The sequence below is a fragment of the Streptomyces sp. NPDC059897 genome (assembly GCF_042730865.1).
Lineage (GTDB): Bacteria > Actinomycetota > Actinomycetes > Streptomycetales > Streptomycetaceae > Streptomyces.
The window spans coordinates 108,961-133,031 of sequence record NZ_JBHWKQ010000008.1; the positions used below are offsets into that span (position 1 = coordinate 108,961).

Consider the following 24,071-nt stretch of genomic DNA (forward strand, 5'->3'; position numbering starts at 1 on the left):
GGAGCACATCCCGCATGGCCAACTCCTTCTCCCCCGAGACCATCGAGGCGTTCCGCCCGCTCGCCACGGCGTCCGTCGCCGACGCGGTCGAGCAGTTCGGAGCGCGCGGCTATCTCTCCGGCACCATCCGCCAGGTGCTGCCGGGCAAGCTCGTCGGCCCGGCCGTCACCGTCCTGGAGGTGCCCTCGCCCGAGCCGGCCCCGCCGGAGCACGCGCTGCGGGCCATCGACGAGTCGGCGCCGGGCAGCGTCGTCTGCATCGCGGCGGGCGGCGCCGACGTCGCGGTGTGGGGCGGCCTGATGAGCGCGGGCGCCGTCGCCAACGGCGTCGCGGGCGCGGTCCTCGACGCGGGTGTCCGCGACATCGAGGAGATCCGCCGCGACTACCCGCACTTCCCCGTCTACGCCCACGGCGGCGTCCCGGCCACCACCGTCGGCCGCTACCGCACGGTCAGCCTCAACGAGCCGGTGGAGATGGGCGGTACGCGGGTGTACCCCGGCGATCTGATCGTCGCGGACAGCGACGGCGTGGTGTGCGTACCCGCGGAGCGTGTGCCGCAAGTCCTCGACGCGGCGCGGGAGATCGAGCGGCGGGAGCGCGAACAGACCGCCCTGATCCTGGAATCGGGCTCGCTCCAGGGCGGGCTCGAGAAGTACCACCGGATCTGAGGCCGGCGTGGACATCCTCGCGGCCGGTGAGCCGCTCCTCGAGTTCAACACGTCCGCGGACGCTCCGGGCCCGGTCGGCGCGGGCACCTCCTTCACCGTGGGGCACGGCGGCGACACCTCCAACTTCTGCGTGGCCGCACGCCGTTCCGGCGCCGACACCGGATACATCACGCGCATCGGCGACGACGACTTCGGCGCCTCCTTCCTGCGGCTGTGGGAGCGGGAAGGTGTCTCGACCGAGCACGTGATCCGCGAGCCGGACGGGCGGACCGGCATCTACTTCATCGCCCGTGCGCCGACCGAGAGTTCCTTCACGTACTACCGGGCGCGGTCCCCCGCGAGCCGCCTCGCACCCGCCGACATGCCGGCCGAGGAGATCGCGCGAGCCCGCCTGCTGCACCTGAGCGGCATCACCCAGGCGATCTCCACCTCCGCCTGCGACGCGGCCTTCCACGCGATGCGACTGGCCCGCGACAACGGCACGTTGGTCAGCTACGACCCCAACATCCGGCCCGCCCTGTGGCCCGCCGAACGGGCCCGGGCGGTGGCCTGGCGCAGCATCGAGCTGTGCGACATCGCGCTGCCGAACCTCGCCGAGGGGCGGCTGCTCACCGGGCTGCACGCGCCGGACGACGTCCTCACGGAGTTCGTGCGGCGCGGACCCTCGATCGTGGCCCTGAAGATGGGCGACCAGGGGGCGCTCCTCGCACACGCCGGGAAAGTCACCCGCATCCCGCCGCACCCCGTCGACCCGGTCGACACCACCGGCGCCGGTGACACCTTCGACGGCGCCTTCGCGGCCCACCTCCTCGCCGGAGGCACCCCCGAGGAGGCCGCCCGGTACGCGGCGGTCGCCGCGGCGCTCACCACGACGGGGCCCGGCGCCGTCACCCCCATCCCGCGTCGCGAGGACATCGACGCCGCTCGGCACGCCCAGGGCGCCGACCGGCCACCACCGTCAGCAAACACACCGGTCCGATGAGGAGTTGAGAAGCCAATGGTTCGCGCCAAACGCCACGTCGCCGTGGCGGCATGCTCGGGAATCCTGCTGCTCGCGGGGTGTTCCGACGGTTCCACCGTGGACGACGCCGTAGAGGGTGCGTCCGGCGCGGGCGCGGCGGCGCCGACCCGCGTCAGAGCCGGATATGTGTCCGCCGTCGACCAGATAGGCCTGCCGTCCGGCGTGGAGGCCGGGTACTTCGACGAACAGAACCTCAACGTGAAGCTGGCCCAGCCGTACCCGACCGGGGTCGACGCGCTCAACGCGCTGCAAGCGGGCGAGGTCGACTTCATCCAGGTCGGCACGCCCGCGATCGCCGCCGCGCAAAAGGGCATCGACCTGTCCCTGGTCGGCAACTACACCGGCTCGTCCAGCCAGAAGAGCATCGACGAGACGATGGCCGTCGTCGCGGCAGCCGGGTCCGGCGTGGACGGCAAGGACCTCACGACCTTGCGCGGCAAGAAGATCGGGGTCTCCGAGGGCTCCATCAACCACCTCTATCTGCTCGGCCTGCTGCGGGAGGCCGGCCTGAGGACCGGCGACGTCAAGATCGTGAACACCGAGCCCCCGGACATGGCGGTCGCTCTGAAGACCGGCGGCATCGATGCCGCGATCGTCTGGGACCCGTTCCCCATCACCATCGTCGACCAGGTCGACGGCGCCAAGGAGGTGCTGCGCGGCGGCGGCCACATCCCGTTCATCGGCTACATCGTCACCACCCCCTCGTACGTGAAGAAGCACCCGGAGGTCGTGGAGCGGTTCCTCACCGCGCGGGCGCGCACCGACCAGTGGATGCGGGAGAACCCCGAGGACGCGGCCGACTCCGCGACCCGGTGGCTGCCCGGCACGAAGAAGGCGGTGGCCGTGGAGGCGATGAAGCACAACGTGAAGCAGCTCGACCCGCGCTTCTCCGCCTGCAACTACCTGGCCCTCGACACCCAGGCCCGCCTGCTCGCCGGGCAGGGCGCCGTCAAGGCCGGATTCGACGTCGACGAGTACTTCGACCCGAAGCCGATCCTCAAGGTGATGGCGGCGAACCCGAAGCTGTTCCGGGACCTGCCCGACGTACCGAAGGCGGCGGCCGTCGAGGGCGGGTACCGCTTCGACCGGGCGAGCGCCTCGAAGGCCTGCCCGTCGTGACCCCGCCGACGACGAAGGAGGCTCCCGCGCGCCCGGCGGCCGCCGTGCCACGCCCTGCGCGAAAGCCCCGCAAGCGGCGCGGCTCCCGCCTCGGCCGCGCGCTCTGGTTCCTCGGGCCGCTCGCCGTGCTCGTCGTCGCGTGGGCGGTGGCGGTGGCCGTCACGGGGACGCCGCTGCGGGTGTTCCCTCAGGTGACCGACGTGTTTCGGGCGCTCGGTGACATGGCGGCGAGCGGCGATCTGGTCCGGCATCTGGGCGCGAGTCTGCGGCGGATGGGCCTCGGGATCGTGCTCGCGCTGGTGACCGCGCTGCCCTTCGGCATCGCCCTCGGGTCGAGCCGCGCGCTGTCCGCGTTCTTCGCGCCGCTGCTGCGGTTCTCGGTGGCGCTCGCGGGCATCGCGTGGATCCCGGTGGCGACACTGTGGTTCGGCTACGGCGACCGTGCGGTGATCTTCATCGTGTGGAACGCGATGTTCTTCGCGCTGACGTACAACGCGATGCTGGGCGTGCGCCAGATCCCGGTCCAACTCCTGCGCGCCGCCCGCTCATTGGGGACGGGGCGGGTGCGGATGTTCTGGGAGATCCTGCTGCCGGGCGCCCTGCCGAGCATCGTGACCGGGCTGCGCGTGGGTCTCGGGTACGGCTGGCGCGGGCTCGTGGCCGCCGAGATCATCGCGGGCAGCGCGGGCCTCGGCTACGCGCTGTTCCAGGCGCAGAAGTACTTCCGCACCGACGTCATCATCGCCTCGATGGTGATCATCGGGGTGCTGTGGCTGCTGATGGACCGGCTGCTGCTCGCGCCGCTCGAACGGCGCACGGTGGAGCGCTGGGGCATGACGGGGGTGAACCGCTGATGGCCGCACTGTCCACGGCGACCGTGCCCGTGTGGCGACGCCTGTCGCGCAGCGGCACGGTCCGCACGCTGGGCCCGTTCGTGCCGGTCGTCGCCCTGTGGTGGCTGCTGGCCGAGTTCGAGGTGTTCCCCCGCTCGTTCTTCGCGGGCCCCGGCACCGTGCTCTCGACGCTCGGCGGTCTCCTGGAGAAGGGGATCCTGCCGGGCTATCTCTCCGACTCCCTGACCCGCCTCGCGTACGGCGTCGGGTTCGGGCTGCTCATCGGCCTGCCGCTGGGCTTCGCCGTCGCGATGATCGGCCGGCTGCGCCGCTTCTTCTGGCCGATCCTGCTGTTCTTCCAGGCCATCGCGGACATCGCGTGGCTGCCGATCGTCATCGTCTGGTTCGGCTTCAGCCTGACCGCCGTCACCTTCGTGATCGTCTACACCATCGTCTTCCCGCTGATGCTCAGCGTCGTCGCGGGGGTCGAGCAGGTGCCGCGCGAGCTGGTGCGGGCGGCGCGGAGCCTCGGGGCCGGGCGGTGGCGGGTGTTCGTCGAGGTGATCGTGCCGGGCTCGCTGCCGTCGGTGGCGGGCGGCATCCGCACCGGGCTCGGCTACGGCTGGCGGGCCCTGGTGGCCGCCGAGATCATCGTCGGCACCAGCGGGATCGGCTACATGATGTTCGACGCGCGCCGGGTCGGCGACATCAGCCAGGTCTTCCTCGGCATGGTCGTCCTCGGCGCGCTCTGGTACGCGCTGGACGCGCTGATTCTGGCCCCGTTCGAGCGGGCGACCGTCGAACGCTGGGGAATGGTACGCAGGTTGGAGGCCGACTGATGAGCTGCTGGGAGAACGACTCATGACCGCTCTGGAGATCAGCAAGCTGCGCAAGGCGTACGCGGACGACTACAGCGGCGAGGAGGTCACGGCGATCGACGAGGTCTCCTTCGGCGTCCAGGAGGGCGAGTTCGTGTCGGTCCTCGGGCCGAGCGGCTGCGGCAAGACCACCGTCCTCAACATCGTCGCCGGGTTCGTCGAGGCGAGCGGCGGCACCGTGTCCGTGGACGGCGCGCCCGTGCACGGGCCGGGGCCCGACCGGGGTGTGGTGTTCCAGAGCCATGCGCTCTTCCCGTGGAAGACGGTGCTCGGCAACGTCGCCTTCGGTCCCCGCATGCGCGGGGTGGCGAAGACGGAACGTGCGGCCCGCGCAAGGGAGTTCCTCGATCTGGTCGGCCTGGGCGGCTTCGAGCACCGCTATCCGCACGAGCTGTCCGGCGGCATGCAGCAGCGGCTCGGCGTGGCCCGCGTACTGGCCAACGAACCGGCGGTGATGCTCATGGACGAGCCGTTCGCCTCCATCGACGCGCAGACCCGCCGCAAGCTGCAGGAAGACCTCACCGGCATCTTCGAGAGCCGCCGCCCGACGGTCTTCTTCGTCACGCACGACGTCGACGAGGCGGTGTTCCTCTCCGACCGCGTCGTGGTGCTCACCCGCCGCCCCAGCAGGGTCAGGGAGATCGTCGACGTCGAGCTGCCCCGGCCCAGGCGCTGGGACACCGCCGTGACGCTGCCGGAGTTCCGGGCCGCAGTGGACCGGGTCAACGCGTTGCTGGCAGGGGAAGGGGATGAGGACGGTGCCGCCGACGTCGTCACTTCTGCGTAGAACCGCGAAGAGCCCCACGCTGCGCAAGATCGCGGTGGTGGTGCTGCTGGTCGTCGCCTACCAGGTGTGGCTGAGCGTGCAGGCCACCGGGAAGGTCGGCCCGGGAGTCGGTGAACTCCGCGACACCCGGGGCCGGTTCGCCGTCGACGTCGAGCTCGGCTTCAAGCCGGAGCGGTACCACATCCTGCAGCTGCAGAAGCACGGCCGGATCGCGGGCACGGACGGCGACGTGGTACATCTGCGCGGGGTGGCGCCGGCCGGTGTGGACGCGCTGACCCGCGAGTACTGGATCGAGCACATCGAGGCACCACCGGGAGCGCCGCGCTGAACCCGCGTGCGGGGCGGGCGTGTTCAGGGTTCCGCACGCTATTCGGAAACCGTATCGGCCCTCCTCTGAAAGCCGGTCCCTTCTGGTCCGCGGCGCTCGGGCGGCGGTAGACGAGAGGCATGCTCCGTTCCGATCTGCGTCTCGAATGGCTCGTCTCCTTCCTCGGCGTCGTGGACACCGGCAGCTTCAGCGCGGCGGCCGAGCTGACCCACCGCTCCCAGCCGCGCGTGAGCATGCATGTCGCCGCCCTCGAACGGGAGGCGGGGGTGCCGCTGTTCGACCGCGACCGGCGCCCGGTGACACCCACCGACGCGGGCGCGGTCCTCGCCGAGCACGCCCGTGCCATCCTGCGCAGGCTCGCGGGGGCCGAGGCCGCGATGGCCGGGTACCGCGGCGCCGCGCGGGGCGTGGTGACACTGGGCAGCTACCCGAGCGCGAGCGTGGCGTTCGTGCCGCAGCTCCTGGAGCGGATGGCACGTACCCGCCCCGCCATCAAGGTGGTCCTCGTCGAGCGCTCCACCCTGGAGCTCGACGCGGCGCTCGCGAGCGGCGAGGTGGACGTCTGCCTGCGCCCGATGGCACCTCCGCCCGGCCCTTCGGTGGAGTCGCGGCCGCTGTGGTGGGAGGGCCTGATCGCGGTCCATCCGCCCGACCACCTGCTGGCCGAGCTGCCGGAGCCGCTGCCGCTCGCCGCGGTGGCCGCGCACCCCCTGATCACCATCGGGCGGCTCGGCTCCCCCGAGGCGATGGGCTTCGAGACGTACCGCGCCTTCAGCGAACGCGGCCTCGAACCCAACGCCGTCCAGGCCACCAATCAGCCGCAGACCCTCATCTCGCTGGTCCGCAGCGGCCTCGGCATCGGTGTCACCAACCTCCTCGCCGTCGCCACCGCGGACACCTCGGGCGTCGTGGCGCGAAGACTCGACGTGCCCTGCGGGCGCCGGGTCGCGGTGCACTGGTCCACCACCCGGACCCTGACACCCCCCGCACGCACACTGCTGCGCGAGATCGAGGCGTCACAGGCGCCACCGGGCACCCGGGACCTCACGGAGGACACCCGGAACGGTTCATCCAACTTGCGAATACCCGCATCAGCACGGCGCGCTTAACGCCGGCCGACGGCGTTCCTAGCGTGTGCCCAACACCGGTCAACGAGGCGGAAGTTGAGGGTTCGGATGCGTACTGACCCAGTCACACGTCGCACGATGCTCGGCCGGAGCGCAGCGGCCGGCGGGGCGCTCGCGCTCGGCTCGCTGCTGCCCGGGGAGGCGATGGCCGCCGACAGGTCCACCGGCGCCGCCGACGCCGCTACCACCACCGCCGCCGCCGCGAAGAAGGGCGGCTACGAGCGCATCGGCGTACGCCCCCTCATCAACGGCCGCGGCACCTACACCGTCCTGAGCGGTTCGCTGATCCTGCCGGAGGTGCGCGAGGCCATCGACGCGGCGTCCCGGCAGTACGTGCAGCTGGACGAGCTGGCCGACGGCGTCGGCAGACGGCTCGGCGAGCTGACCGGCGCGGAGTTCGGCATGGTCAGCTCCGGCTGCTCGGCGGCCCTGACCCACGCGTCGGCGGCCTGCACGGCGGGCGGCAACCCGGACCTGCACATCCAGATCCCCGACCTGAGCGGCTTCGCCAAGACCGAGGCGATCATCCCCAAGCACTCCCGGAACGTGTACGAGGCCGCCATCAGCGCCGTCGGCCTGAAGGTCGTCGAGGTGGCCACGCTCGAGGAGTTGAAGGCGGCGCTCGGCCCGCGGACCGCGCTCGTGTACGTCTTCGCGATGCCCCGCGTCGACGAGAGCGAACTGGATCTGAAGACCATCGCCGACCTCGCCCACGCGAAGGACGTGCCGGTCCTGGTCGACGCCGCCGCCGAGGTCCTCACCATCCCCAACGTCCATCTGCAGCGCGGCGCCGACCTCGTCGCGTACAGCGGTGGGAAGGCGCTGCGCGGGCCGCAGTCGGCGGGCATCCTGCTCGGCCGCGAGGACCTGGTGCGCGCGGCGTGGGTGCACAGCGCGCCGCACCACGGCTACGCCCGCGGCTTCAAGGTCGGCAAGGAAGAGGCCATGGGCATGCTCGCGGCCGTCGAGATGTGGGTGCGCCGCGACCACAAGGCCGAGTACGCGAAGTGGACCTCGTGGCTGCGGACCATCGCCAAGCGGGTCTCCGCCGCGGTCCCGGGTGTCACCTCCGAGCTCGTCCAGCCGGAGGGCCTCTCCAACCGCACACCGACGCTCAACCTGTTCTGGAACACCGAGAAGCACGGCGTCCTCGGCCAGACGATCGTGGACGCCCTGTGGGAGGGCGAGCCGCGCATCGCCATCAACCCGGCGGGCAGCAAGGATCCGGCGCTCTCGGGCCTGGCCGTCACCCCGTACATGCTGGAGCCCGGCGACGAGAGGACCATCGCCGACCACATCGTCAAACGGCTCAAGAACCCGCCCCCGGCCCCCGCGAAGCCGAAGCCGCCCTCCGTCGACGCCGGCGGCACCTGGTCCCTGGAGATCACCTACGCGGCCGGAACCTCCAGCAAGCACCAGCTGACGCTGAAGCAGGACGGCGCGAAGCTCACCGGCACCCACCGCGGCGACTTCGTCTCGCGCGCCGCCACGGGCTCCGTCAGCGCCGACGAGGTGACGGTGCGCAGCTCGTACGGCGAGGAGCACGGCGACTCCCTCTCGTACGCCTTCACCGGGAAGCTCTCCGGCGACGAGATGAGCGGTCGCGTCGATCTGGGCGAGTACCTCAAGGGCAGCTGGAAGGCGACCCGTACGTCCTGAGCCCCCCGCAGTCATCCCCACCCGATCACCTCACCTTCACCGGAGGACGCATGACCTCGAACCGACGGGACTTCATCCGCAAGGCCCCCGCCGTGGCGGCCATCGCCGCCGTACCGGCCGTGGCCGGCGCGGGCACGGCCTCGGCGGCCGACGCCCAGCACGGCAGGCCGGCCAAGCCGCGCAAGGAGGTGCACTACCCGGACGGCGCGGAGCCGCCGGAGAACCCGCTGTTCAGCCCCATCGTCACGTACGGCTCGATGGTCTTCATCTCCGGTATCGGCGCCCACTTCGAGGGTGACATCCGCGCGCACACCGACCATGTGCTGAACGAGGTGGAGCGCTATCTGGAGTCCGTGGGCTCCTCGATGGAGAAGGTCCTCAAGGTCAACGTCTATCTGAACACCCTCGACGACTACGACGGGATGAACGAGGTCTTCCTCGGCCGCTGGGGCCGCGAGCCCGGTGTGCGCACGACGATCGCGGCGGCGGCAGGCATCCCGGGCGACTCGCTGGTCGAGATCGACTGCATCGCCGTCATCTGAGTCGCCCCACCGGTCCGAACGACGAGGGAGTCTTCATGCGCACAAGACAGCGGGCCCACTGGCTGGTGCTTCCGGCGGCCCTGACACTGACACTCGGCGCGGCGACGGCGGGCGCTCTGTCGCCTTCGACCGCGGCCGCGACATCGCAGGCCGAGGCCTACGACCTGGTGATCGAGCGCGGCCATGTCATCGACCCGAAGAACGACGTGGACGCGGTCCGCGACGTCGCGGTCAAGGACGGGAAGATCGCGAAGGTGGCGAAGGACATCGACGCCTCCGCCGCGAAACAGAAGGTCGACGCGGCGGGTGGTTACCTCACTCCCGGCCTGGTCGATCTGCACGCCCACTTGTTCCCGGGCCCGGAGGACGACTACGCGAACGGCAAGAACGGGGTGGCACCCGACGGCTTCACCTTCCGCACCGGTGTCACCACGGCGGTCGACGCGGGCTCCGCGGGCGCGGCCAACTTCGACCTGTTCAAGAAGAACATCATCGACCGGTCCCAGACCCGCGTCCTCGCCTTCCTCAACATCGTCGGCAAGGGCATGGGCGGCGCGAAGGTCGAGCAGGACGTCGGTGACATGAAGCCGGGGCCCGCGGCGGAGAAGGCGGCCGAGCACCCGGACACCGTCGTCGGCATCAAGACCGCACACTACGAGGGCAAGGACTGGGCCGCCGTCGACAACGCAGTCGAGGCGGGTACGAAGGCCGACCTGCCGGTCATGGTCGACTTCGGCGCCAACCACCCCGAGCGGCCGATCGAGCAGCTCCTCGGCGAGAAGCTGCGCCCCGGCGACATCTACTCCCATGTGTACTCGGGGCTGCGGGGCGAGCTGCTCGACAGCGGCAAGCTCAACTCCGGTCTGCACAAGGGCCGGGAGCGGGGTGTGCTGTTCGACGTCGGGCACGGCGGCGGCAGCTTCAGCTGGGACGTGGCCGTCGAGGCGATGAAGGAGGGCTTCGCGCCAGACACCATCTCCACCGATCTGCACATCACCAGCATGAACGCCGGCATGAAGGACATGCCGAACATCATGGGCAAGTTCCTCACCCTCGGCATGCCGCTGAAGGACGTCGTCGAGGCCTCCACCTGGAAGCCCGCGAAGGCCGTCGGCCGTTCCGATCTGGGCAACCTCTCGGTCGGCGCCCCGGCCGACCTGGCCCTGTTCTCCCTCGACAAGGGGAAGTTCGGCTACGTCGACAGCTTCGGCTACCGGATCGACGGCAGCCGCAAGCTCACCACCCAGCTGACGGTCCGCGCCGGCAAGGTGGTGTGGGACCTCAACGGGAAGTCCGCGCAGAAGTGGACGCCGGGCGCGAAGCCGGACACCGGGGAGCACGAGCACTGAGCGGCGAGCACCTTCGGTGAGCGGGCCCCGGCTGCCGGCCGGGGGCCGCGCACCCCAGTGTCCAGCCTGCGGGCCAATGGACGAGGCCCGTCCGGTGCTGGGTCTTATAACCGCGACACACCTGTCACCCGCAGACACCCGCACCCCCGGAAGGCCCCCGTGAGCACCACTTCCTCCCTGCCCTCACCCACGCCGGCGGAGGCGGCGTCCGGACCGGTGGCGATCCGGTCCGCGGCCGATGTCTCGGATCTGGTCAACTCCGGTACGGCGCGCGGCAAGCACGCCCGGATGATCGTGATCATCGCGCTCGGCGGCATCTTCCTCGACGCGTACGACCTCAGCTCGCTCGCGTACGGGCTCCCCGACATCACGAAGCAGTTCGGACTCAGCTCGACGATGGCCGGTGTCGTCACCGCCTCCATCAGTGTCGGCTCGCTGATCGGCGCGCTCGTCGGCGGCTGGCTCGTGGACCGAATAGGGCGCTATCGCGTCTTCATGGCCAACATGCTGTTCTTCGTCGTGACGGCATTGGTGTGCGCTCTCGCGCAGGACGCGTGGACGCTGATCGGCGCCCGGTTCGTGATGGGCATCGGTGTCGGCATGGACATCCCGGTCGCCATCGCGTTCCTCGCCGAGTTCTCCCGGCTGCGCGGCAAGGGCAGCAAGGGCTCGCGCACGGCCGCCTGGTCGCCCGCCTGGTACGCGGCCACCAGTGGCTGTTACCTCGTCATCATGGCGCTGTACTTCCTGCTGCCCGACGCGCACCTGGGCTGGCTGTGGCGCTTCACCGTCGGCTTCGGCGCGATCCCCGCGCTCGTGGTGCTGCTGCTGCGCCGCCGCTACATGAACGAGTCCCCGACCTGGGCCGCCGACCAGGGCGACCTGGAGGGCGCGGCGAGCATCCTGCGGCAGTCGTACGGGGTGGATGCCTATGTCCCCGACGACGTACAGGGGAAGACCGAGCGCCCGCAGCGGCCCGGGATCGCCTCCTACGCGCGCCTCTTCAAGGGCCCGTACCGCACCCGCACCATTCAGTCGGTGACGGTCGGCCTCGCGGAGACCTTCGGCTACAACGCCGTCGCGTTCGGCCTGCCGATCATCATCGCCACGCTCATGACGCAGGGCCCGCTGACCACCATCGCGTCGTCCTTCACCCTGAACCTCGTCTTCGCCCTGACCGGCGGGCTGCTCGGCATCCGCTGGGCGTCGACGAAGGGTGCCTGGCCGATGATGTCGCTGGGCTTCGCGATCCAGTTGGTGGCGATCACTGTGCTCGCCCTCATCGGACAGCCCTCGGGCACCGCCGTCGTCACGGCGGGCATCCTGATGCTCGGGGCGTTCATGTTCGCCCAGGGATTCGGGCCCGGCGCACACATCATGAGCTACGCCTCGCTGGGCTTCCCCACCTCGATGCGCGGTGTCTCCATCGGCTTCAACCAGGCGGTGCTGCGCCTCGGTTCGACGCTCACGCTGTTCTTCTTCCCGATCCTCAGCGCCGGGCTCGGGACCGGTGTGTACTGGGTGATTCTCGGCGCTCCCGTACTCGGCCTCGTCGCGCTGCTCGTGAAGCGCTGGGAGCCGGTGGGCTTCGACGCGGACGCCGAGGAGCGGGAGCTCAGTCTCCGGTCGAACTGATCAGTCGCCCGTCGATCTGAGGGGCACCGCGCCCACGCTGTGGCCGCGCCGGTCGAGGAGTCGACCGGCGTGCTTCAGTGTGCGCAGCACCACCGCGCGCTCCGTGATGCGCAGGCCGAGGTCGGCCAGGCGGCGGTTGAGGAGGGCCTCCGTGGTGTGCACCTCGGCCAGTGTGCGCAGCCAGATGTCGAGGATGAGGTTGTGGGTGCCCGCGGTGATGCTGCACATGCGCAGTCCCGGCAGGGTCCGCAGGGCCTGCACCGCGGGGTCCAGGTTCTCGGCGGGCACGGACCCGAAGTAGACGGCCGACACCGGGAATTCCGTCAGCGGCCGGGCCAGCGTGCACCGCAGCGAGAGGCGTCCGCCCGCGGCCAGTACGCGCAGCCTGCGCCGGACGGTGGCGGTGCTCGCCCCGGTGGCGCGGGCCAGGCCCGACAGCGGCATCCGCCCGTCGCTGCCGAGCGCGTGCGCGATGCGCCGGTCGATGGGACGTATCGGCTCGTCGGGGACGGGGCTCTCCGCATCAGCGTACTCCGGGCGCAGCAGCGCGCGCTGGGCCGGCGTGAGGCTCCGCAGCCGCCACTGCGCGCCCTCGAAGGGCACCGCCGTGATGACATGGATGCGGGTGCCTCGCACCCCGGGCAGCCGGGAGATCCGCTCCCCCGTGTACTGGGCCAGGTCGTCGAACGACGAGGCGCCCACGATGGCCAGCAGATCGCGCCCGCCGGACGTCTGCTTGAGGCTGAGCATCCGGGTGTCCGCGGCGAGCGAGGTCAGCACGTCCTCCGGCAGATGCCCACCGGTGTCGATCTCGACCTGCGCGTACACCGATCCCTCGTCGCGGTCGAGCGCGAGGTACCCGTCGACCCATGCGGCCCCGCTCTTCGCGAGCCGCTCCCAGCGTCGGGCGGCGGTGACGGGGTCGATGCCGAGGGCCTCGCCGATGAGTGTCCACGGGGCGCGGGTGTTGATCTGCAGGGCGTGCACGAGCGCGAGATCGAGCTCGTCGACCCGGGTGCGGTCCGCCGCGCCCCGCTCGGCGGCAACCGGTCCGGCCGGCTCCGCGACGGTGCGCCGCTCCGTCGCCGGTTCTGAATGCTGCGTTCTCACGGTGGCCGAAATCCTGCACAGATAGGTGGACCAGGTCAGGTTCCTGCGATTTTACGTGTTCGTCATCGCCGAATCCGACAGTGTTCGCTCATGAGTTCCCAACAGCCTTCCTCGCTCCGCATCACCAACGCCCGCCTCATCGACGGCACCGGCGCCGCACCCGTCGAGGGCGCCACGCTCGTCGTCGACGCCGAGGGCCTCATCGCCTACGCGGGCCCGGCGGCGACGGCGCCGGAAGCCCTGCCCGGCGTACGCACCATCGACGCGGCCGGCCGCACGCTCCTCCCGGGCTTCATCGACACCCACGTCCACCTCGGTGTCGAGTCCGCGCGTCAGATGGTGCGCCGCTACGAGCAGGACACCACGGTCGAGACCTTCCGCACCGCCGAGCGGCTGCGTGCCACCCTCGACGCGGGTGTCACCACCGTGCGCGACCTCGGCGGACTGCCGGCCGGGTACCGCACAGCCGTCGAGCAGGGCCTGACCACGGGGCCGCGCATCCACACGGCGGTCCGCATCCTCTCCCACACCGGCGGCCACGCCGACTTCGCCACCGAGTGCGGCTTCGACCCGAGCTCCGGGATGGGCGAGATCGCCGACACCCCGGACGAGGTGCGGCTCGCTGTGCGCAAGCTGCTGCGCTCGGGCGCCGATGTCATCAAGGTGTGTGCCACGGGCGGCATGTCGAGCCCCTACGACCACCCCGACGACGAGGGCCTGACCGAGGACGAGATCCGTACCGTCGTCGAGGAGCTGGCCCGGCACGGCGGCCGCCCGGTCGCCGCGCACGCGCAGGGCACGGCGGGCATCCTCAACGCGATCCGCGGCGGTGTCACCAGCGTCGAGCACGGCTACGGCATGTCGGCGCAGGCCCGTGAACTCGCGGGCGAGCGCGGCACGTTCGTCGTCCCGACGCTGTCCACGGTCTTCGACGGCATCGACAAGGCCACGATGGAGCCGTACCACTACGAGAAGAAGGTCCGCTGGTCCGGGATCACCAAGGAGAACATCTCCGCGGCGATCTCCGAGGGCGTGAGGATCGCCATGGGCACGGACGCGGCGATGGTCCCGCACGGCCGCAACCTGCGCGAACTCACCCACCTCGTGGCCCTCGGCATGACACCACTGCGGGCGATCACCACCGGCACCCGGTCCGCCGCCGAACTCCTCGGCCTGGACGCCGAGATCGGCACGCTGGAGCCGGGCAAGCAAGCCGACCTGGTGCTGTGCGAGGGCGACCCGCTCGCCGACATCACACTGCTCGCCGACCCCGCGAACGTCGTCCTCGTCGCGCAGGGCGGCACACTCCGCAAGAACGGACTCGGGACATGACGACACAGACGCCGGCCCCCGAGCAGGAGCACACCAGAGCCGGCTTCATCGACAAGGCCATGTCCGGCATCGAGCGGGTGGGCAACAAACTCCCCCACCCGGTCCTCCTCTTCCTCGGCCTGTTCGTCCTGGTCGGCGCCGCGTCCACCGCGCTCGCAGCGGCGGGCGCGACGGTGCGGATACCCGGCGAGGACAAGACAGTCGCCGTACAGGGGGTGTTCACCGGGGACGGCGTGGTCTGGCTCCTGGAGAACTTCATCCCCAACTTCACCGGCTTCCCGTCGCTCGGCACGGTGCTGCTGATGATGGCGGCGGTGGGTGTGGCCGAGCGGACGGGCCTCCTCGAGACGATGGTCAGGGCCTCGATCTCGCGCGCGCCGAAGTGGCTCCTGCCTTATCTGGTCGCGTTCGTGGCGGCGCAGGCGCACCTGATGAGCGACGTGGCGATCCTGGTGATCCCGCCGCTGGCCGCGCTGGTGTTCAAGAACGCGGGACGCAACCCGGTCGCGGGCCTCATCGGCGGCTTCGCCTGCGTGTGCGCGGGCTACGCGGCGGGCTTCACGATCGGCGCGCTCGACGCCCTCTACACGGGCATCACCCACCAAGCGGCGCAGGTCCTCCCGCAGGGCGGCGACGCCCCGACGCACATCCTGATCAACTACTTCTACACGGCGTCGGCGAGCGTCGTCCTGGCCCTCATCGGCGGCTTCCTCATCTCGCGGGTCCTGGAACCGCGGCTGCCGCGCCCGACGGCGGACGGCACCGACGCGGACGGAGAGGTCACCACGGAGGTCACCGCCCTCCAACGCCGGGGCATGATCCGCGCGGGCCTGGTCGTCCTCGCCTACGCCGCCGTGGTCATCACCTGCTGGCTGCTGCCCGGCTCCCCGCTGCGCGGCGAGGGCGGGGCACTGGTCCCCTCCCCCGTACTGGACGGCATCGTGCCGCTCCTCTTCGTGGCGTTCCTCCTGGCCGGCACGGTCTACGGCCGTACGGTGAAGGCGGTCACACGCTTCGAGGACGTGCCGCGAATGATGGCCGACGCGATCACGGGCATGTCCGCGTACATCGTCCTCATCCTGGTCATCGCGCAGGTCATCGGCGTCTTCGACTGGACGAACCTGGGCACGCTGCTGGCGGTGAAGGGCGCGGCGCTGCTCGAATCGGTGGGCCTGACGGGCTACTTGGGCCTGGTGGCCTTCGTCCTCCTGGTGTGCGTCCTGAACCTCTTCATCACATCGGGCTCGGCGCTCTGGTCCCTGGTGGCCCCGGTCTTCGTCCCGGCGTTCATGCTGCTGCACATGGAACCGGCGGTCACCCAGGCCGCGTTCCGCATCGGCGACTCGGCCACCCAGATGATCACGCCGCTCAACCCCTACGTCTTCCTGCTCCTCACGGTCCTCAAACGCTACGAGCCGGAGGCCCAACTCGGCTCCCTGCTCTCACGGCTGTCGGTGTTCGTGGTGCCGTTCCTGGTGGCGTGGCTGGCGGTGCTCGGCATCTTCTACGGCTTCGACATCCCGCTGGGGCCGGGAGCCTCCATCAGCACACCCTGACCTGCACACATTTCTCCACACATGTATCGCTCGCAGAGCGGCTTGGCGCTGTGGCGCCCCGAAGGAGAGAAGGGGTTTTCGATTGCCGCTCGCGTGTCCCGATGGCGGGTGCCTCGTTGGACAATACGACCGCGCTACCGGGGCCGGGTAAGCAGAGAGGGGATAGGGGATGCGGAAGTTCGAGTCGCAGCCGGGGTTCACCGTCCTGGCACACAAGCTCGCCCTGGACCCCAACACACAGGCCACGAACCGACTGCACTCGCACGCGGGCGCGGCGCGGGCCGCCTACAACTGGGCGGTCGCCCATGTGACGGCCGTGTGGTGGCAGCGCAAGGCCGAACAGTCCTACGGCATCACCGGAGACCGGCTCACCCCGTGGCGGTCGTGGTCACTTCCCGCGCTGCGCAAGGCCTTCAACGCGGCCAAGCGCACCGATGAGCGGTTCGCCGACTGGTGGCAGGAGAACTCCAAGGAGGCCTACAACACCGGCCTGGCCCATGCCTCGGCCGCGTTCGACAACTACGCGAAATCGAAGAGCGGCAGGCGCAAGGGGGCCCGGATGGGCGTGCCGCGGTTCAAGCCGAAGCGCACGGCGCGCCTGTCCTGCCGGTTCACCACCGGCGCCATCCGCATCGAGCCGAGCGGACGCCATGTCACGCTGCCCCGAATCGGCACCATCCGGCTCCACGAGGACGCCTCCCGCCTGCGCGCCCTTGCCGATGCCGGGCACCTGCGGATCCTGTCCGCGACTGTCCGCCTGGAGCGGGGACGCTGGTTCGTCGCCCTCCAGGTCGAACAGCGCCACGAGCTGACCAAGGTCACCCGCCCCGATGCAGCGGTCGGCATCGACCTCGGCATCAAGACCCTCGCCGTCCTCGCGGGCAGCGACGGCACTCTTGGGAAGGAGCCCAACCCTCACCACCTGGAGCGGGCTCAGAGACAGCTGCGCCGCGCCAGCCGGGTCGCCTCGCGCCGCCAGGGACCCGACCGGCGTACCGGGCAGCAGGGCTCGAAGCGCTGGGAGAAGGCGAATCGGGCACGCAACAAGATCCATCACCGGGTGGCGAACCTCCGCGAGGACACCCTGCACAAACTCACTACCCGCCTGGCCTCCGCGTACGGCACGATCGTCATGGAGGACCTGAATGTGGCCGGGATGGGCCGCAATCGGCGCCTGGCGCGCCGGATCGCGGATGCTTCCTTCAGTGAGATCCGCCGTCAGCTCACGTACAAGACCCGTCGGCGCGGCACTCGTCTGATCGTCGCCGACCGGTGGTTCCCCTCCTCGAAGACCTGCTCGGGCTGTGGTGCGGTGAAAGCCAAACTGCCCCTCAGCGTCCGGGTCTTCGAGTGCGATGCCTGCCCTCTCGTCCTGGACCGGGACGACAACGCCTCACGCAACCTGGCCGCCCTCGCGGCCCGGACCACCACCAGTACAGGTACCGGAGTGGCCGGAGACCTGGATCCCACCATGGTGGGATCGAATCCCCGTGGAGCCGACCACAAGACCCGCACTAACCGCCCGCGCCGCAAGGCCGGGACGGGGCGGGCAGGCGGCGCGATCCCCAGCCTCCGGCAGGGAAGGAAACGGGAGACCGTCAACAGGACACCGGACCGCGCACCGCACCCCGGCGAGACCGTTACGGACCATCCCGACAGAAACGCCGGGATTGCTGAGACTTCCTGATCGTCAGAGCAACGGAACCTCATGCGCTACCGCTACGCGCCCAGCCCGCAGCCGTCGCCTCGCTCGCCGCGACCGTGGCACCCACGCAGGCCACTGAGTACTCATCGACCCTGAAGGTCAGGGGTCCATCGCGTGCCACGGCTGGCCCTCACCACCGGATCCCGGCGCCCCGGCCCCCGGCCTCCATGCCGGTGGGCGGGGCGCCGTCCGTCTACTGCGCGTACGTCTCGAACTCCGCGACCTGCGGCGCCGCGCTCGCGCTCGTGATGTCGAGCGTGAGCTTCTTGAGCGAGGTCTTGGGGAAGGAGGTGGCACCCGCGCCGGTGCCGAAGGTCAGCACGGCGCCCGTGTCACCGTTGAGGAGCCGCCAGGCCTTGATGCGGCCCGTGGCTCCCGCCGTCTCCCGGATGTTCGCCTGGGAGACCGCGGTGGCCGTGCCCCACTTGACCGAGACCGAGCCGGTCGGGCCGCTCGGCGACCAGTAGGTGGTCATGCTGCCGTCGCGTACGTTGCCGTAGCTGGTGCCGTCCGCCTTGCTGGAGCCGTCGGCGCCCGCACCGATGCTCAGGTTGGTGCCGGAGGGCTGCGTGGGCGCCGGGTCGGTCGGTGTCGGCGTCGGATCGGTCGGCGTGGGCGTCGGTGCCGGTGTGGGTGTCTGCGGCGAGCAGCTGCCGTCCGACACCTTCATGCCCTTGTTGGCGCCCGCCGTCCCGCCCACGACACCCGGTACGCAGGACGACGCGTCGAGCGTGTAGGCGTACGGGATCGAGACCGTGGTGTTCGACGTCGGGTTCGGCCCGGCCGGCTTGTAGTCGCTCGCGGCGCCCGACCATGTCACGTTGTCGAAGGTGTTGCCGCTGACCTGCCAGTATCCGGCGGCGGTCGTGTAGAACGTGCCGAGGACGTCCTTCGAGTTCTTGAAGTAGTTGTTGTCGACCTTGGCCTTCGCCCCCGCGCGGGAGTTGATGCCCGACTCGTTGAGGCTCACGTAGTAGTTGTTGTACATGTGCGCCGTGCCACCACGCAGCAGTGGGGCGCGGGAGTCGATGTTCTCGTACAGGTTGTGGTGGAACGTGATGAAGCCGTTGGACAGCTCCGTCTCGCTGGAGCCGATCAGGCCGCCGCGGCCGGAGTTGCGCAGCGTGCTGTACGAGAGGGTGACGTACTGGGTGTTGTCCTTCATGTCGAAGAGGCCGTCGTAGCCCTCCGACTCGCCGCCTGAGGCGAGCAGGTTCACATGGTCCACCCAGACGTTGCGGACATCGCTCTCCATGCCGATGGCGTCGCCGCCGTTGGAGGTGGGCGAGCCGGACTTCTTGACGTTCTGGACCGTCACGTTCTGGATGATGATGTTGCTGGACTCGCGGATGTGGATGCCGAGTTGGTCGAAGACGGCACCGTTTCCGGCACCCACGAGGGTGACGTTGCTGATCTGCTTGAGCTCGATGACACCATCGGCCGTGCTGCAGCTGTCGCCCGACACCTTGCTGGTGTTGCCGTGGTTGATCGTGCCCTCGACCTCGATGGTGATCGGGGTGCTGTCGCTCGCCCGGTTGCACAGGGCCGCGTGGATCTGGGTGCCGGTGGTGGCCTTGACGGTCGCTCCGCCCGCGCCTCCGGTGGTGCCGCCGTTCTGCGTGGCGTAGCCGGTGGCGGTGCCGGTCACGGCGGCCGACGCCTCGGACGTCGACAGGGTCATGGCGGCGGCGCCCGCGAGGGCGAGCGCGCCGATGCCGGCGGTGAGGCGGAGCGCGACGGGTCTGGGTAACTGCATTTCGTGGATCCCTTCCGGTGCAGTGCAGCGCACTGATTCAGGTGCTCTGGGCATGCCGGTGCGACCGGTGTGATGACCGGCGAAGAGCGGGGAAAGCGCTTTCTGCGCGGGACAATAGAGTGCCGTCGGATCGGGTGGCAAGGTCCCGCGCACCGCTTGTGACTCAACTTCCGGCGGACCCGCGCCCCCTGCCCCCGACGTGGACACCGTCACCCACCTGTGACCGGCATCACCCTGTACTCACCGGCGACGTCAGGTCATCATATGACCTGCGCTCGACGGCCCACGGGCCTCGACCCACGGCCCCGGCCCACGGCGAGAGACAGGGACAGACACCCATGCACGACCAGGATCGACAGGACCGGCCCCGCGTAGGCGTCGTCGGCCTCGGGGCCATGGGGCTCGGCATGGCGCGCAGCCTGCGTGCCGCCGGGTTCCACGTGGCGGTCCACGACCTGCGCGCCGACGTGGCCGCAGCCTTCGCCGACGAGGGTGGCGCCGCCTACGACACGGCCGGTGACCTGGCGGCCGACGTCGACGTCCTCGTCGGTGTCGTCGTCAACGCGGCGCAGGTCGAGTCGGTGCTGTTCGGTTCCGGGGACGACGGCGCCGCCCACCGGCTGCGCCCCGGCTCCGTCTACGTCATGTGCTCCACCGTCGACCCCGCCTTCGCCGCCCAACTGGAGGGCAGGCTCGGCGAGTTGGGTGTGCGCTGCCTGGACGCCCCGATCTCCGGCGGCGCCGCCCGCGCCGCCACGGGCGAGCTGACGATGATGACTTCCGGCGCCCCGGAGGCCTACGCGCTCGCCGACCCCGTGCTCGACGCGATGAGTGCCACGGTCTACCGGCTCGGTGACACCGCGGGCCTCGGCTCCAAGGTCAAGATCGTGAACCAGCTGCTCGCGGGCGTGCACATCGCCGCCGCCGCGGAGGCCATGGCCCTCGGCATCAAGGCGGGTGTCCCGGCCGAGTCGCTGTACGAGGTGATCACCCACAGCGCGGGCAACTCGTGGATGTTCGAGAACCGCATGGCCCATGTGCTGGCCGGGGACTACACACCACTCTCCGCCGTCGACATCTTCGTCAAGGACCTCGGGCTCGTCCTGGACTCGGCACGCCCCGAGAAGTTCCCGCTGCCGCTGTCCGCGACCGCCCACCAGATGTTCCTCCAGGCCTCCGCGTCCGGGCTCGGCGGCGAGGACGACAGCGCGGTCATCAAGATCTTCCCGGGCATCGAACTGCCCGAGCCGAAGCCCGAGTCCGCGACCCGGGCCGAGCCGACGCCCGCGCCCCGGCCCGCGCCCCAGAAGGAGAACTGACATGCCCATCCGGCTCGGCTGCATCGCCGACGACTTCACCGGAGCCACCGACCTCGCCAACAACCTGGTGCGCGCGGGCATGCGCGTGGTCCAGCTGATCGACGTACCCGCACCGGACACCGAGACACCACAGGACGCCGACGCGGTCGTCATCGCGCTCAAGTCGCGGACCGTCCCGGCGGCCGAGGCCGTCGACTCCTCGCTGCGCGCCCTGGAGTGGCTGCGTTCGGCGGGCGCCGAGCAGATCTACTTCAAGTACTGCTCGACGTTCGACTCGACGCCGGCCGGCAACATCGGCCCGGTCACCGAGGCCCTGATGGACGCGCTCGGCACCGACTTCACCGTCGCGACCCCCGCGTTCCCCGACAACGGCCGCACGGTCTTCAAGGGACACCTCTTCGTCGGTGATGTGCTGCTCGGCGAGAGCAGCATGCGGCACCACCCGCTGACCCCGATGACCGACTCCAATCTGGTGTCGGTGCTGGACGCGCAGACCGCGCGGCCCGTCGGGCTCATCGACCACAAGGCCGTCGCGGCCGGGGCCGAGGCCGTCGCGGCGCGGATCGAGGAGCTGCGCAAGGAGGGTGTCGGCGTCGCGGTCGTCGACGCCGTGTCCAACGACGACCTGGTGCGCCTGGGCGCAGCGGTCGCCGGTCTGCCGCTGGTCACCGCGGGTTCGGGCCTCGCCATCGGGCTGCCCGCGAACTGGGGCATCGTGCCGTCCCCCGAGGCCGCCGAACTCCGCGCCGCCTCCGGCCACTCGGCGGTCGTCGCCGGTTCGGTGTCGGCGGCCACCAACGGTCAGGTGCGGGAGTTCCTCGCCACCGGCCGCCCGGGCTTCAGCGTGGATCCGATGCGGATCGCGGCGGGCGAGGACGTGGTCGCCGAGGCGCTCGCGTTCGCCGACGCCCATCTGTCGTCCGACGGGCCGGTGCTCATCTACTCGACCGAGTCCCCCGACGCCGTACGCGACGTGCAGGGGCAGCTCGGTGCCGCCGAGGCCGGGGAGCTGGTGGAGCGGACGCTCGCGGGTGTCGCCCAGGGCCTCGTCGAGCGCGGGGTGCGGCGGCTCGTCGTCGCGGGTGGCGAGACCTCGGGCGCCGTCGTGCAGGCCCTCGGTCTGACCGGTCTTCGGATCGGCCCGCAGATCGACCCGGGTGTGCCGTGGTGTGCGGCGTCGCTCGCCGACGGTGACACCCTGCACATCACGCTCAAGTCGGGGAACTTCGGCGGCCCGGACTTCTTCACCGCCTCCTTCGACAAGCTCGCCCATGGGGAGCCCAAGTGACACTCGACACCAAGTCCCCCGTCGACACGGCGCGTTCGGAGATCGTCCGTGTCGGCACCAGCCTCTTCGACCGCGGCTACGTCCACGCCAGCGCCGGCAACATCAGCGCGAAGCTCGACGACGGCCTCGGTCACCTCATCACCCCGACCGACGCGGCCCTCGGCTTCCTGGATCCCGAACGGCTCTCGCTCGTCGACGCCGATGGTGTGCAGGTGGCGGGCGACCGCGCCAGCAAGACACTGACCCTGCACCGCCGGATCTACGAGGCCGATCCCACGGCCCGCTTCGTGATCCACACCCACTCCACCCACCTGGTCGCGCTCACCCTCGCCGGTGTGTGGCACCAGGACGACGTCCTGCCGCCCATCACCCCGTACTACGTGATGAAGGTGGGACACGTCCCGCACATCCCGTACCACCGGCCCGGCGACCCGCGCGTCGCCGACCTGGTGACCGAGCGGATCAACTCCCGTACCGCACAGGGCACTCCGATCCGCGCGGTCCTGCTCGACCGGCTCGGCCCCGTGGTCTGGGGCCCGGATGCCGCCGCCGCGCTCGCCGTCCTCGAGGAACTGGAGGAGACGGCCCGCCTCTGGCTGACGACCGACCGCAAACCCACCCCCCTCCCCGAAGACGCCATCGCCGAACTGAGAGCCACGTTCAGCGCGGCGTGGTGACACCGCTCCCCCTGCCCCCTCCGCTCGCGCAGCACTGAGCCGCACAAGGAAGTGCCCCTCATGTCCACGACCGTCCCCACGGCCGACACCCCCGAACTCGCGCGTGAGAACGCCGTGTTCCGCAAGGTGATCCGCCGCATCGTCCCCTTCCTGATCCTCTGCTACGTGGTCTCCTATCTGGACCGCGTGAACGTGGGCTTCGCCAAGCTGCAGATGTCCTCGGACCTCGGCTTCAGCGAGGCGGCCTACGGGCTCGGAGCCGGCCTCTTCTTCATCGGCTACTTCTTCTTCGAGGTCCCCTCGAACCTCCTGATGCAGAAGGTCGGCGCCCGCACCTGGATCGCCCGCATCATGATCAGCTGGGGCCTGGTGTCCGCGGCGTTCGCCTTCGTCAACAGCGAGGCGACGTTCTACGTGCTCCGCTTCCTGCTCGGCGCCGCCGAGGCCGGCTTCTACCCCGGCGTGATCCTGTACTGCACGTACTGGTTCCCGTCCCAGCGCCGCGCCCGCGTCATCGCGATGTTCATGTCGGCGATCCCCGTCGCGGGCATCTTCGGCAACCCGCTCTCCGGCTGGATCATGGACGTCTTCGACGACGCCGCGGGCTGGAACGGCTGGCAGTGGCTGTTCGTCGTGGAGGCGATCCCCGCCGTCGTCATCGGTGTGATCTGCCTGTTCTGGCTCGACAACGGCGTGCGCGACGCCAAGTGGCTGACCGACGACGAGAAGACCGTCATCGAGAACGCCCTCGCCGCCGACGCCACCCACCACACCGTGCACGGCCGCGCCCTCGACGCCTTCCGCAACGGCAAGGTGTGGCTGATGTGCCTCATCTACTTCTGCTTCGTGATGGGCCAGTACGCGCTGACGTTCTGGATGCCGACGTTCGTCGAGTCCACCGGAGTCAAGGGCGGCCTCGCGATCGGCGTCCTGAGCGCCGTCCCGTACCTGGCCGCGCTGATCGCCATGAACCTCTTCGGGTTCTCCGCCGACAAGCGCCGCGAGCGCCGCTGGCACCTGGTGATCCCGTCCCTGATGGGCGCCGTCGGCTTCTCGATGGCGGCGAGCTTCACTGGTTCGACCGTGCTCGCCCTGGTCGCCCTGTCGATCGCGGCGGCCGGCGTGCTGACCTGCGCGCCGCTGTTCTGGTCGCTGCCGACCGCGTTCCTCGGCGGCACGGCGGCCGCGGCGGGCCTCGCGGCGATCAACTCGGTCGGCAACCTCGCCGGCTTCGTCAGCCCGTACATGATCGGCGCCCTGAAGGACGCGACCGGTTCGACGGCGATCCCGATGTACGTTCTGGCTCTCTCGCTCGTCATCGGCGCGGCGGCCGTCCTGACGACGAAGAAGGACGTCGTCAACCGCTGAGGCACCCACCTCTC

General features: G+C 70.5%; 21 protein-coding genes. 19 read left to right on the forward strand and 2 right to left on the reverse strand.

Annotation, left to right across the window (positions count from 1 at the left end):
• The first annotated feature begins 14 nt into the window (after positions 1 to 14).
• The 12 genes from ACFV9W_RS11775 to ACFV9W_RS11830 all read left to right on the forward strand — a co-directional run bounded on the left by ACFV9W_RS11775 (position 15) and on the right by ACFV9W_RS11830 (position 11,946).
• On the forward strand, positions 15 to 668 hold the full coding sequence (locus tag ACFV9W_RS11775) for an RraA family protein (RefSeq protein WP_385758380.1): 654 nt from the start codon (positions 15 to 17) through the stop codon (positions 666 to 668).
• Positions 669 to 675: 7 nt separating this feature from the next.
• On the forward strand, positions 676 to 1,650 hold the full coding sequence (locus ACFV9W_RS11780) for a sugar kinase (protein ID WP_385758383.1): 975 nt from the start codon (positions 676 to 678) through the stop codon (positions 1,648 to 1,650).
• A gap of 15 nt (positions 1,651 to 1,665) precedes the next feature.
• Entirely contained in the window at positions 1,666 to 2,808 is a 1,143-nt protein-coding gene (locus ACFV9W_RS11785) for an ABC transporter substrate-binding protein (RefSeq protein WP_385758386.1), read from the forward strand.
• Positions 2,805 to 3,662 carry an ABC transporter permease gene (locus ACFV9W_RS11790; protein WP_385758389.1) on the forward strand — a complete coding sequence of 286 codons (858 nt, stop codon included), beginning with the start codon at positions 2,805 to 2,807 and terminating at the stop codon, positions 3,660 to 3,662. The genes ACFV9W_RS11785 and ACFV9W_RS11790 overlap by 4 nt, the downstream gene beginning before the upstream one ends.
• On the forward strand, positions 3,662 to 4,480 hold the full coding sequence (locus ACFV9W_RS11795; protein ID WP_385758392.1) for an ABC transporter permease: 819 nt from the start codon (positions 3,662 to 3,664) through the stop codon (positions 4,478 to 4,480). Before ACFV9W_RS11790 ends, ACFV9W_RS11795 begins: the two co-directional genes overlap by 1 nt.
• Positions 4,481 to 4,502: 22 nt before the next feature.
• Entirely contained in the window at positions 4,503 to 5,306 is an 804-nt protein-coding gene (locus tag ACFV9W_RS11800) for an ABC transporter ATP-binding protein (protein ID WP_385758395.1), read from the forward strand.
• A complete protein-coding gene (locus tag ACFV9W_RS11805) occupies positions 5,278 to 5,634 on the forward strand; it encodes a hypothetical protein (protein ID WP_385758398.1) in 357 nt (118 codons plus the stop codon). Before ACFV9W_RS11800 ends, ACFV9W_RS11805 begins: the two co-directional genes overlap by 29 nt.
• Positions 5,635 to 5,753: 119 nt before the next feature.
• Positions 5,754 to 6,743, forward strand: a complete 990-nt coding sequence (locus ACFV9W_RS11810; protein WP_385758401.1) for a LysR family transcriptional regulator — start codon at positions 5,754 to 5,756, stop codon at positions 6,741 to 6,743.
• 66 nt (positions 6,744 to 6,809) lie between these two features.
• Complete coding sequence (locus ACFV9W_RS11815) at positions 6,810 to 8,420, forward strand: aminotransferase class V-fold PLP-dependent enzyme (protein ID WP_385758404.1); 1,611 nt, start codon at positions 6,810 to 6,812, stop codon at positions 8,418 to 8,420.
• 50 nt (positions 8,421 to 8,470) lie between these two features.
• The gene (locus tag ACFV9W_RS11820; RefSeq protein WP_385758407.1) at positions 8,471 to 8,962 is read left to right on the forward strand and encodes a RidA family protein; all 492 of its coding nucleotides are present in this window, start codon (positions 8,471 to 8,473) and stop codon (positions 8,960 to 8,962) included.
• Positions 8,963 to 8,997: 35 nt separating this feature from the next.
• Positions 8,998 to 10,311, forward strand: coding sequence for an amidohydrolase/deacetylase family metallohydrolase (locus ACFV9W_RS11825; protein ID WP_385758410.1), 1,314 nt, complete (start codon positions 8,998 to 9,000; stop codon positions 10,309 to 10,311).
• A gap of 159 nt (positions 10,312 to 10,470) precedes the next feature.
• On the forward strand, positions 10,471 to 11,946 hold the full coding sequence (locus tag ACFV9W_RS11830; RefSeq protein ID WP_385758413.1) for an MFS transporter: 1,476 nt from the start codon (positions 10,471 to 10,473) through the stop codon (positions 11,944 to 11,946).
• On the opposite strand, the gene ACFV9W_RS11835 is transcribed toward ACFV9W_RS11830, so the two are convergent.
• A complete protein-coding gene (locus tag ACFV9W_RS11835; RefSeq protein WP_385758416.1) occupies positions 11,947 to 13,056 on the reverse strand; it encodes an Lrp/AsnC family transcriptional regulator in 1,110 nt (369 codons plus the stop codon). It abuts the gene before it with no gap.
• Positions 13,057 to 13,146: 90 nt separating this feature from the next.
• Here ACFV9W_RS11835 and ACFV9W_RS11840 point away from each other — a divergent pair, with 90 nt between their 5' ends.
• The 3 genes from ACFV9W_RS11840 to tnpB all read left to right on the forward strand — a co-directional run bounded on the left by ACFV9W_RS11840 (position 13,147) and on the right by tnpB (position 17,631).
• Positions 13,147 to 14,388 carry an amidohydrolase family protein gene (locus ACFV9W_RS11840; RefSeq protein WP_385758419.1) on the forward strand — a complete coding sequence of 414 codons (1,242 nt, stop codon included), beginning with the start codon at positions 13,147 to 13,149 and terminating at the stop codon, positions 14,386 to 14,388.
• Positions 14,385 to 15,944, forward strand: a complete 1,560-nt coding sequence (locus ACFV9W_RS11845) for an AbgT family transporter (protein ID WP_385758422.1) — start codon at positions 14,385 to 14,387, stop codon at positions 15,942 to 15,944. Before ACFV9W_RS11840 ends, ACFV9W_RS11845 begins: the two co-directional genes overlap by 4 nt.
• Positions 15,945 to 16,113: 169 nt before the next feature.
• Positions 16,114 to 17,631 carry an IS607 family element RNA-guided endonuclease TnpB gene (gene tnpB / locus ACFV9W_RS11850; protein WP_385758425.1) on the forward strand — a complete coding sequence of 506 codons (1,518 nt, stop codon included), beginning with the start codon at positions 16,114 to 16,116 and terminating at the stop codon, positions 17,629 to 17,631.
• Between the two features lie 211 nt (positions 17,632 to 17,842).
• Here the strand turns inward: tnpB and ACFV9W_RS11855 are convergent, their stop codons facing one another.
• Complete coding sequence (locus ACFV9W_RS11855; RefSeq protein WP_385758428.1) at positions 17,843 to 19,405, reverse strand: polysaccharide lyase family 1 protein; 1,563 nt, start codon at positions 19,403 to 19,405, stop codon at positions 17,843 to 17,845.
• A 338-nt stretch (positions 19,406 to 19,743) separates the two neighbouring features.
• Here ACFV9W_RS11855 and ltnD point away from each other — a divergent pair, with 338 nt between their 5' ends.
• The 4 genes from ltnD to ACFV9W_RS11875 are packed head-to-tail and all read left to right on the forward strand — an operon-like array spanning position 19,744 to position 24,057.
• On the forward strand, positions 19,744 to 20,724 hold the full coding sequence (gene ltnD, locus ACFV9W_RS11860; protein ID WP_385758430.1) for an L-threonate dehydrogenase: 981 nt from the start codon (positions 19,744 to 19,746) through the stop codon (positions 20,722 to 20,724).
• A 1-nt stretch (position 20,725) separates the two neighbouring features.
• Positions 20,726 to 22,012 (forward strand): 3-oxo-tetronate kinase, encoded by a 1,287-nt coding sequence (gene otnK, locus ACFV9W_RS11865; protein ID WP_385758433.1) that lies wholly within the window; start codon positions 20,726 to 20,728, stop codon positions 22,010 to 22,012.
• Positions 22,009 to 22,689, forward strand: a complete 681-nt coding sequence (locus ACFV9W_RS11870; RefSeq protein WP_385758435.1) for an aldolase — start codon at positions 22,009 to 22,011, stop codon at positions 22,687 to 22,689. Before otnK ends, ACFV9W_RS11870 begins: the two co-directional genes overlap by 4 nt.
• A 60-nt stretch (positions 22,690 to 22,749) precedes the next feature.
• Entirely contained in the window at positions 22,750 to 24,057 is a 1,308-nt protein-coding gene (locus tag ACFV9W_RS11875; protein WP_385758437.1) for an MFS transporter, read from the forward strand.
• The last annotated feature ends 14 nt before the right edge of the window (positions 24,058 to 24,071 follow it).

Bases quoted from the DNA above. Each gene is read 5' to 3' on its own strand.
- ACFV9W_RS11845 (WP_385758422.1), top strand. From the start codon at position 14,385: ATGACGACACAGACGCCGGCCCCCGAGCAGGAGCACACCAGAGCCGGC.
- ACFV9W_RS11855 (WP_385758428.1), bottom strand. From the start codon at position 19,405: ATGCAGTTACCCAGACCCGTCGCGCTCCGCCTCACCGCCGGCATCGGC.
- ACFV9W_RS11795 (WP_385758392.1), top strand. From the start codon at position 3,662: ATGGCCGCACTGTCCACGGCGACCGTGCCCGTGTGGCGACGCCTGTCG.
- ACFV9W_RS11775 (WP_385758380.1), top strand. From the start codon at position 15: ATGGCCAACTCCTTCTCCCCCGAGACCATCGAGGCGTTCCGCCCGCTC.
- ACFV9W_RS11820 (WP_385758407.1), top strand. From the start codon at position 8,471: ATGACCTCGAACCGACGGGACTTCATCCGCAAGGCCCCCGCCGTGGCG.
- ACFV9W_RS11815 (WP_385758404.1), top strand. From the start codon at position 6,810: ATGCGTACTGACCCAGTCACACGTCGCACGATGCTCGGCCGGAGCGCA.
- ltnD (WP_385758430.1), top strand. From the start codon at position 19,744: ATGCACGACCAGGATCGACAGGACCGGCCCCGCGTAGGCGTCGTCGGC.
- ACFV9W_RS11875 (WP_385758437.1), top strand. From the start codon at position 22,750: ATGTCCACGACCGTCCCCACGGCCGACACCCCCGAACTCGCGCGTGAG.
- tnpB (WP_385758425.1), top strand. From the start codon at position 16,114: ATGCGGAAGTTCGAGTCGCAGCCGGGGTTCACCGTCCTGGCACACAAG.
- ACFV9W_RS11825 (WP_385758410.1), top strand. From the start codon at position 8,998: ATGCGCACAAGACAGCGGGCCCACTGGCTGGTGCTTCCGGCGGCCCTG.
- ACFV9W_RS11810 (WP_385758401.1), top strand. From the start codon at position 5,754: ATGCTCCGTTCCGATCTGCGTCTCGAATGGCTCGTCTCCTTCCTCGGC.
- ACFV9W_RS11840 (WP_385758419.1), top strand. From the start codon at position 13,147: ATGAGTTCCCAACAGCCTTCCTCGCTCCGCATCACCAACGCCCGCCTC.
- ACFV9W_RS11800 (WP_385758395.1), top strand. From the start codon at position 4,503: ATGACCGCTCTGGAGATCAGCAAGCTGCGCAAGGCGTACGCGGACGAC.
- ACFV9W_RS11785 (WP_385758386.1), top strand. From the start codon at position 1,666: ATGGTTCGCGCCAAACGCCACGTCGCCGTGGCGGCATGCTCGGGAATC.
- otnK (WP_385758433.1), top strand. From the start codon at position 20,726: ATGCCCATCCGGCTCGGCTGCATCGCCGACGACTTCACCGGAGCCACC.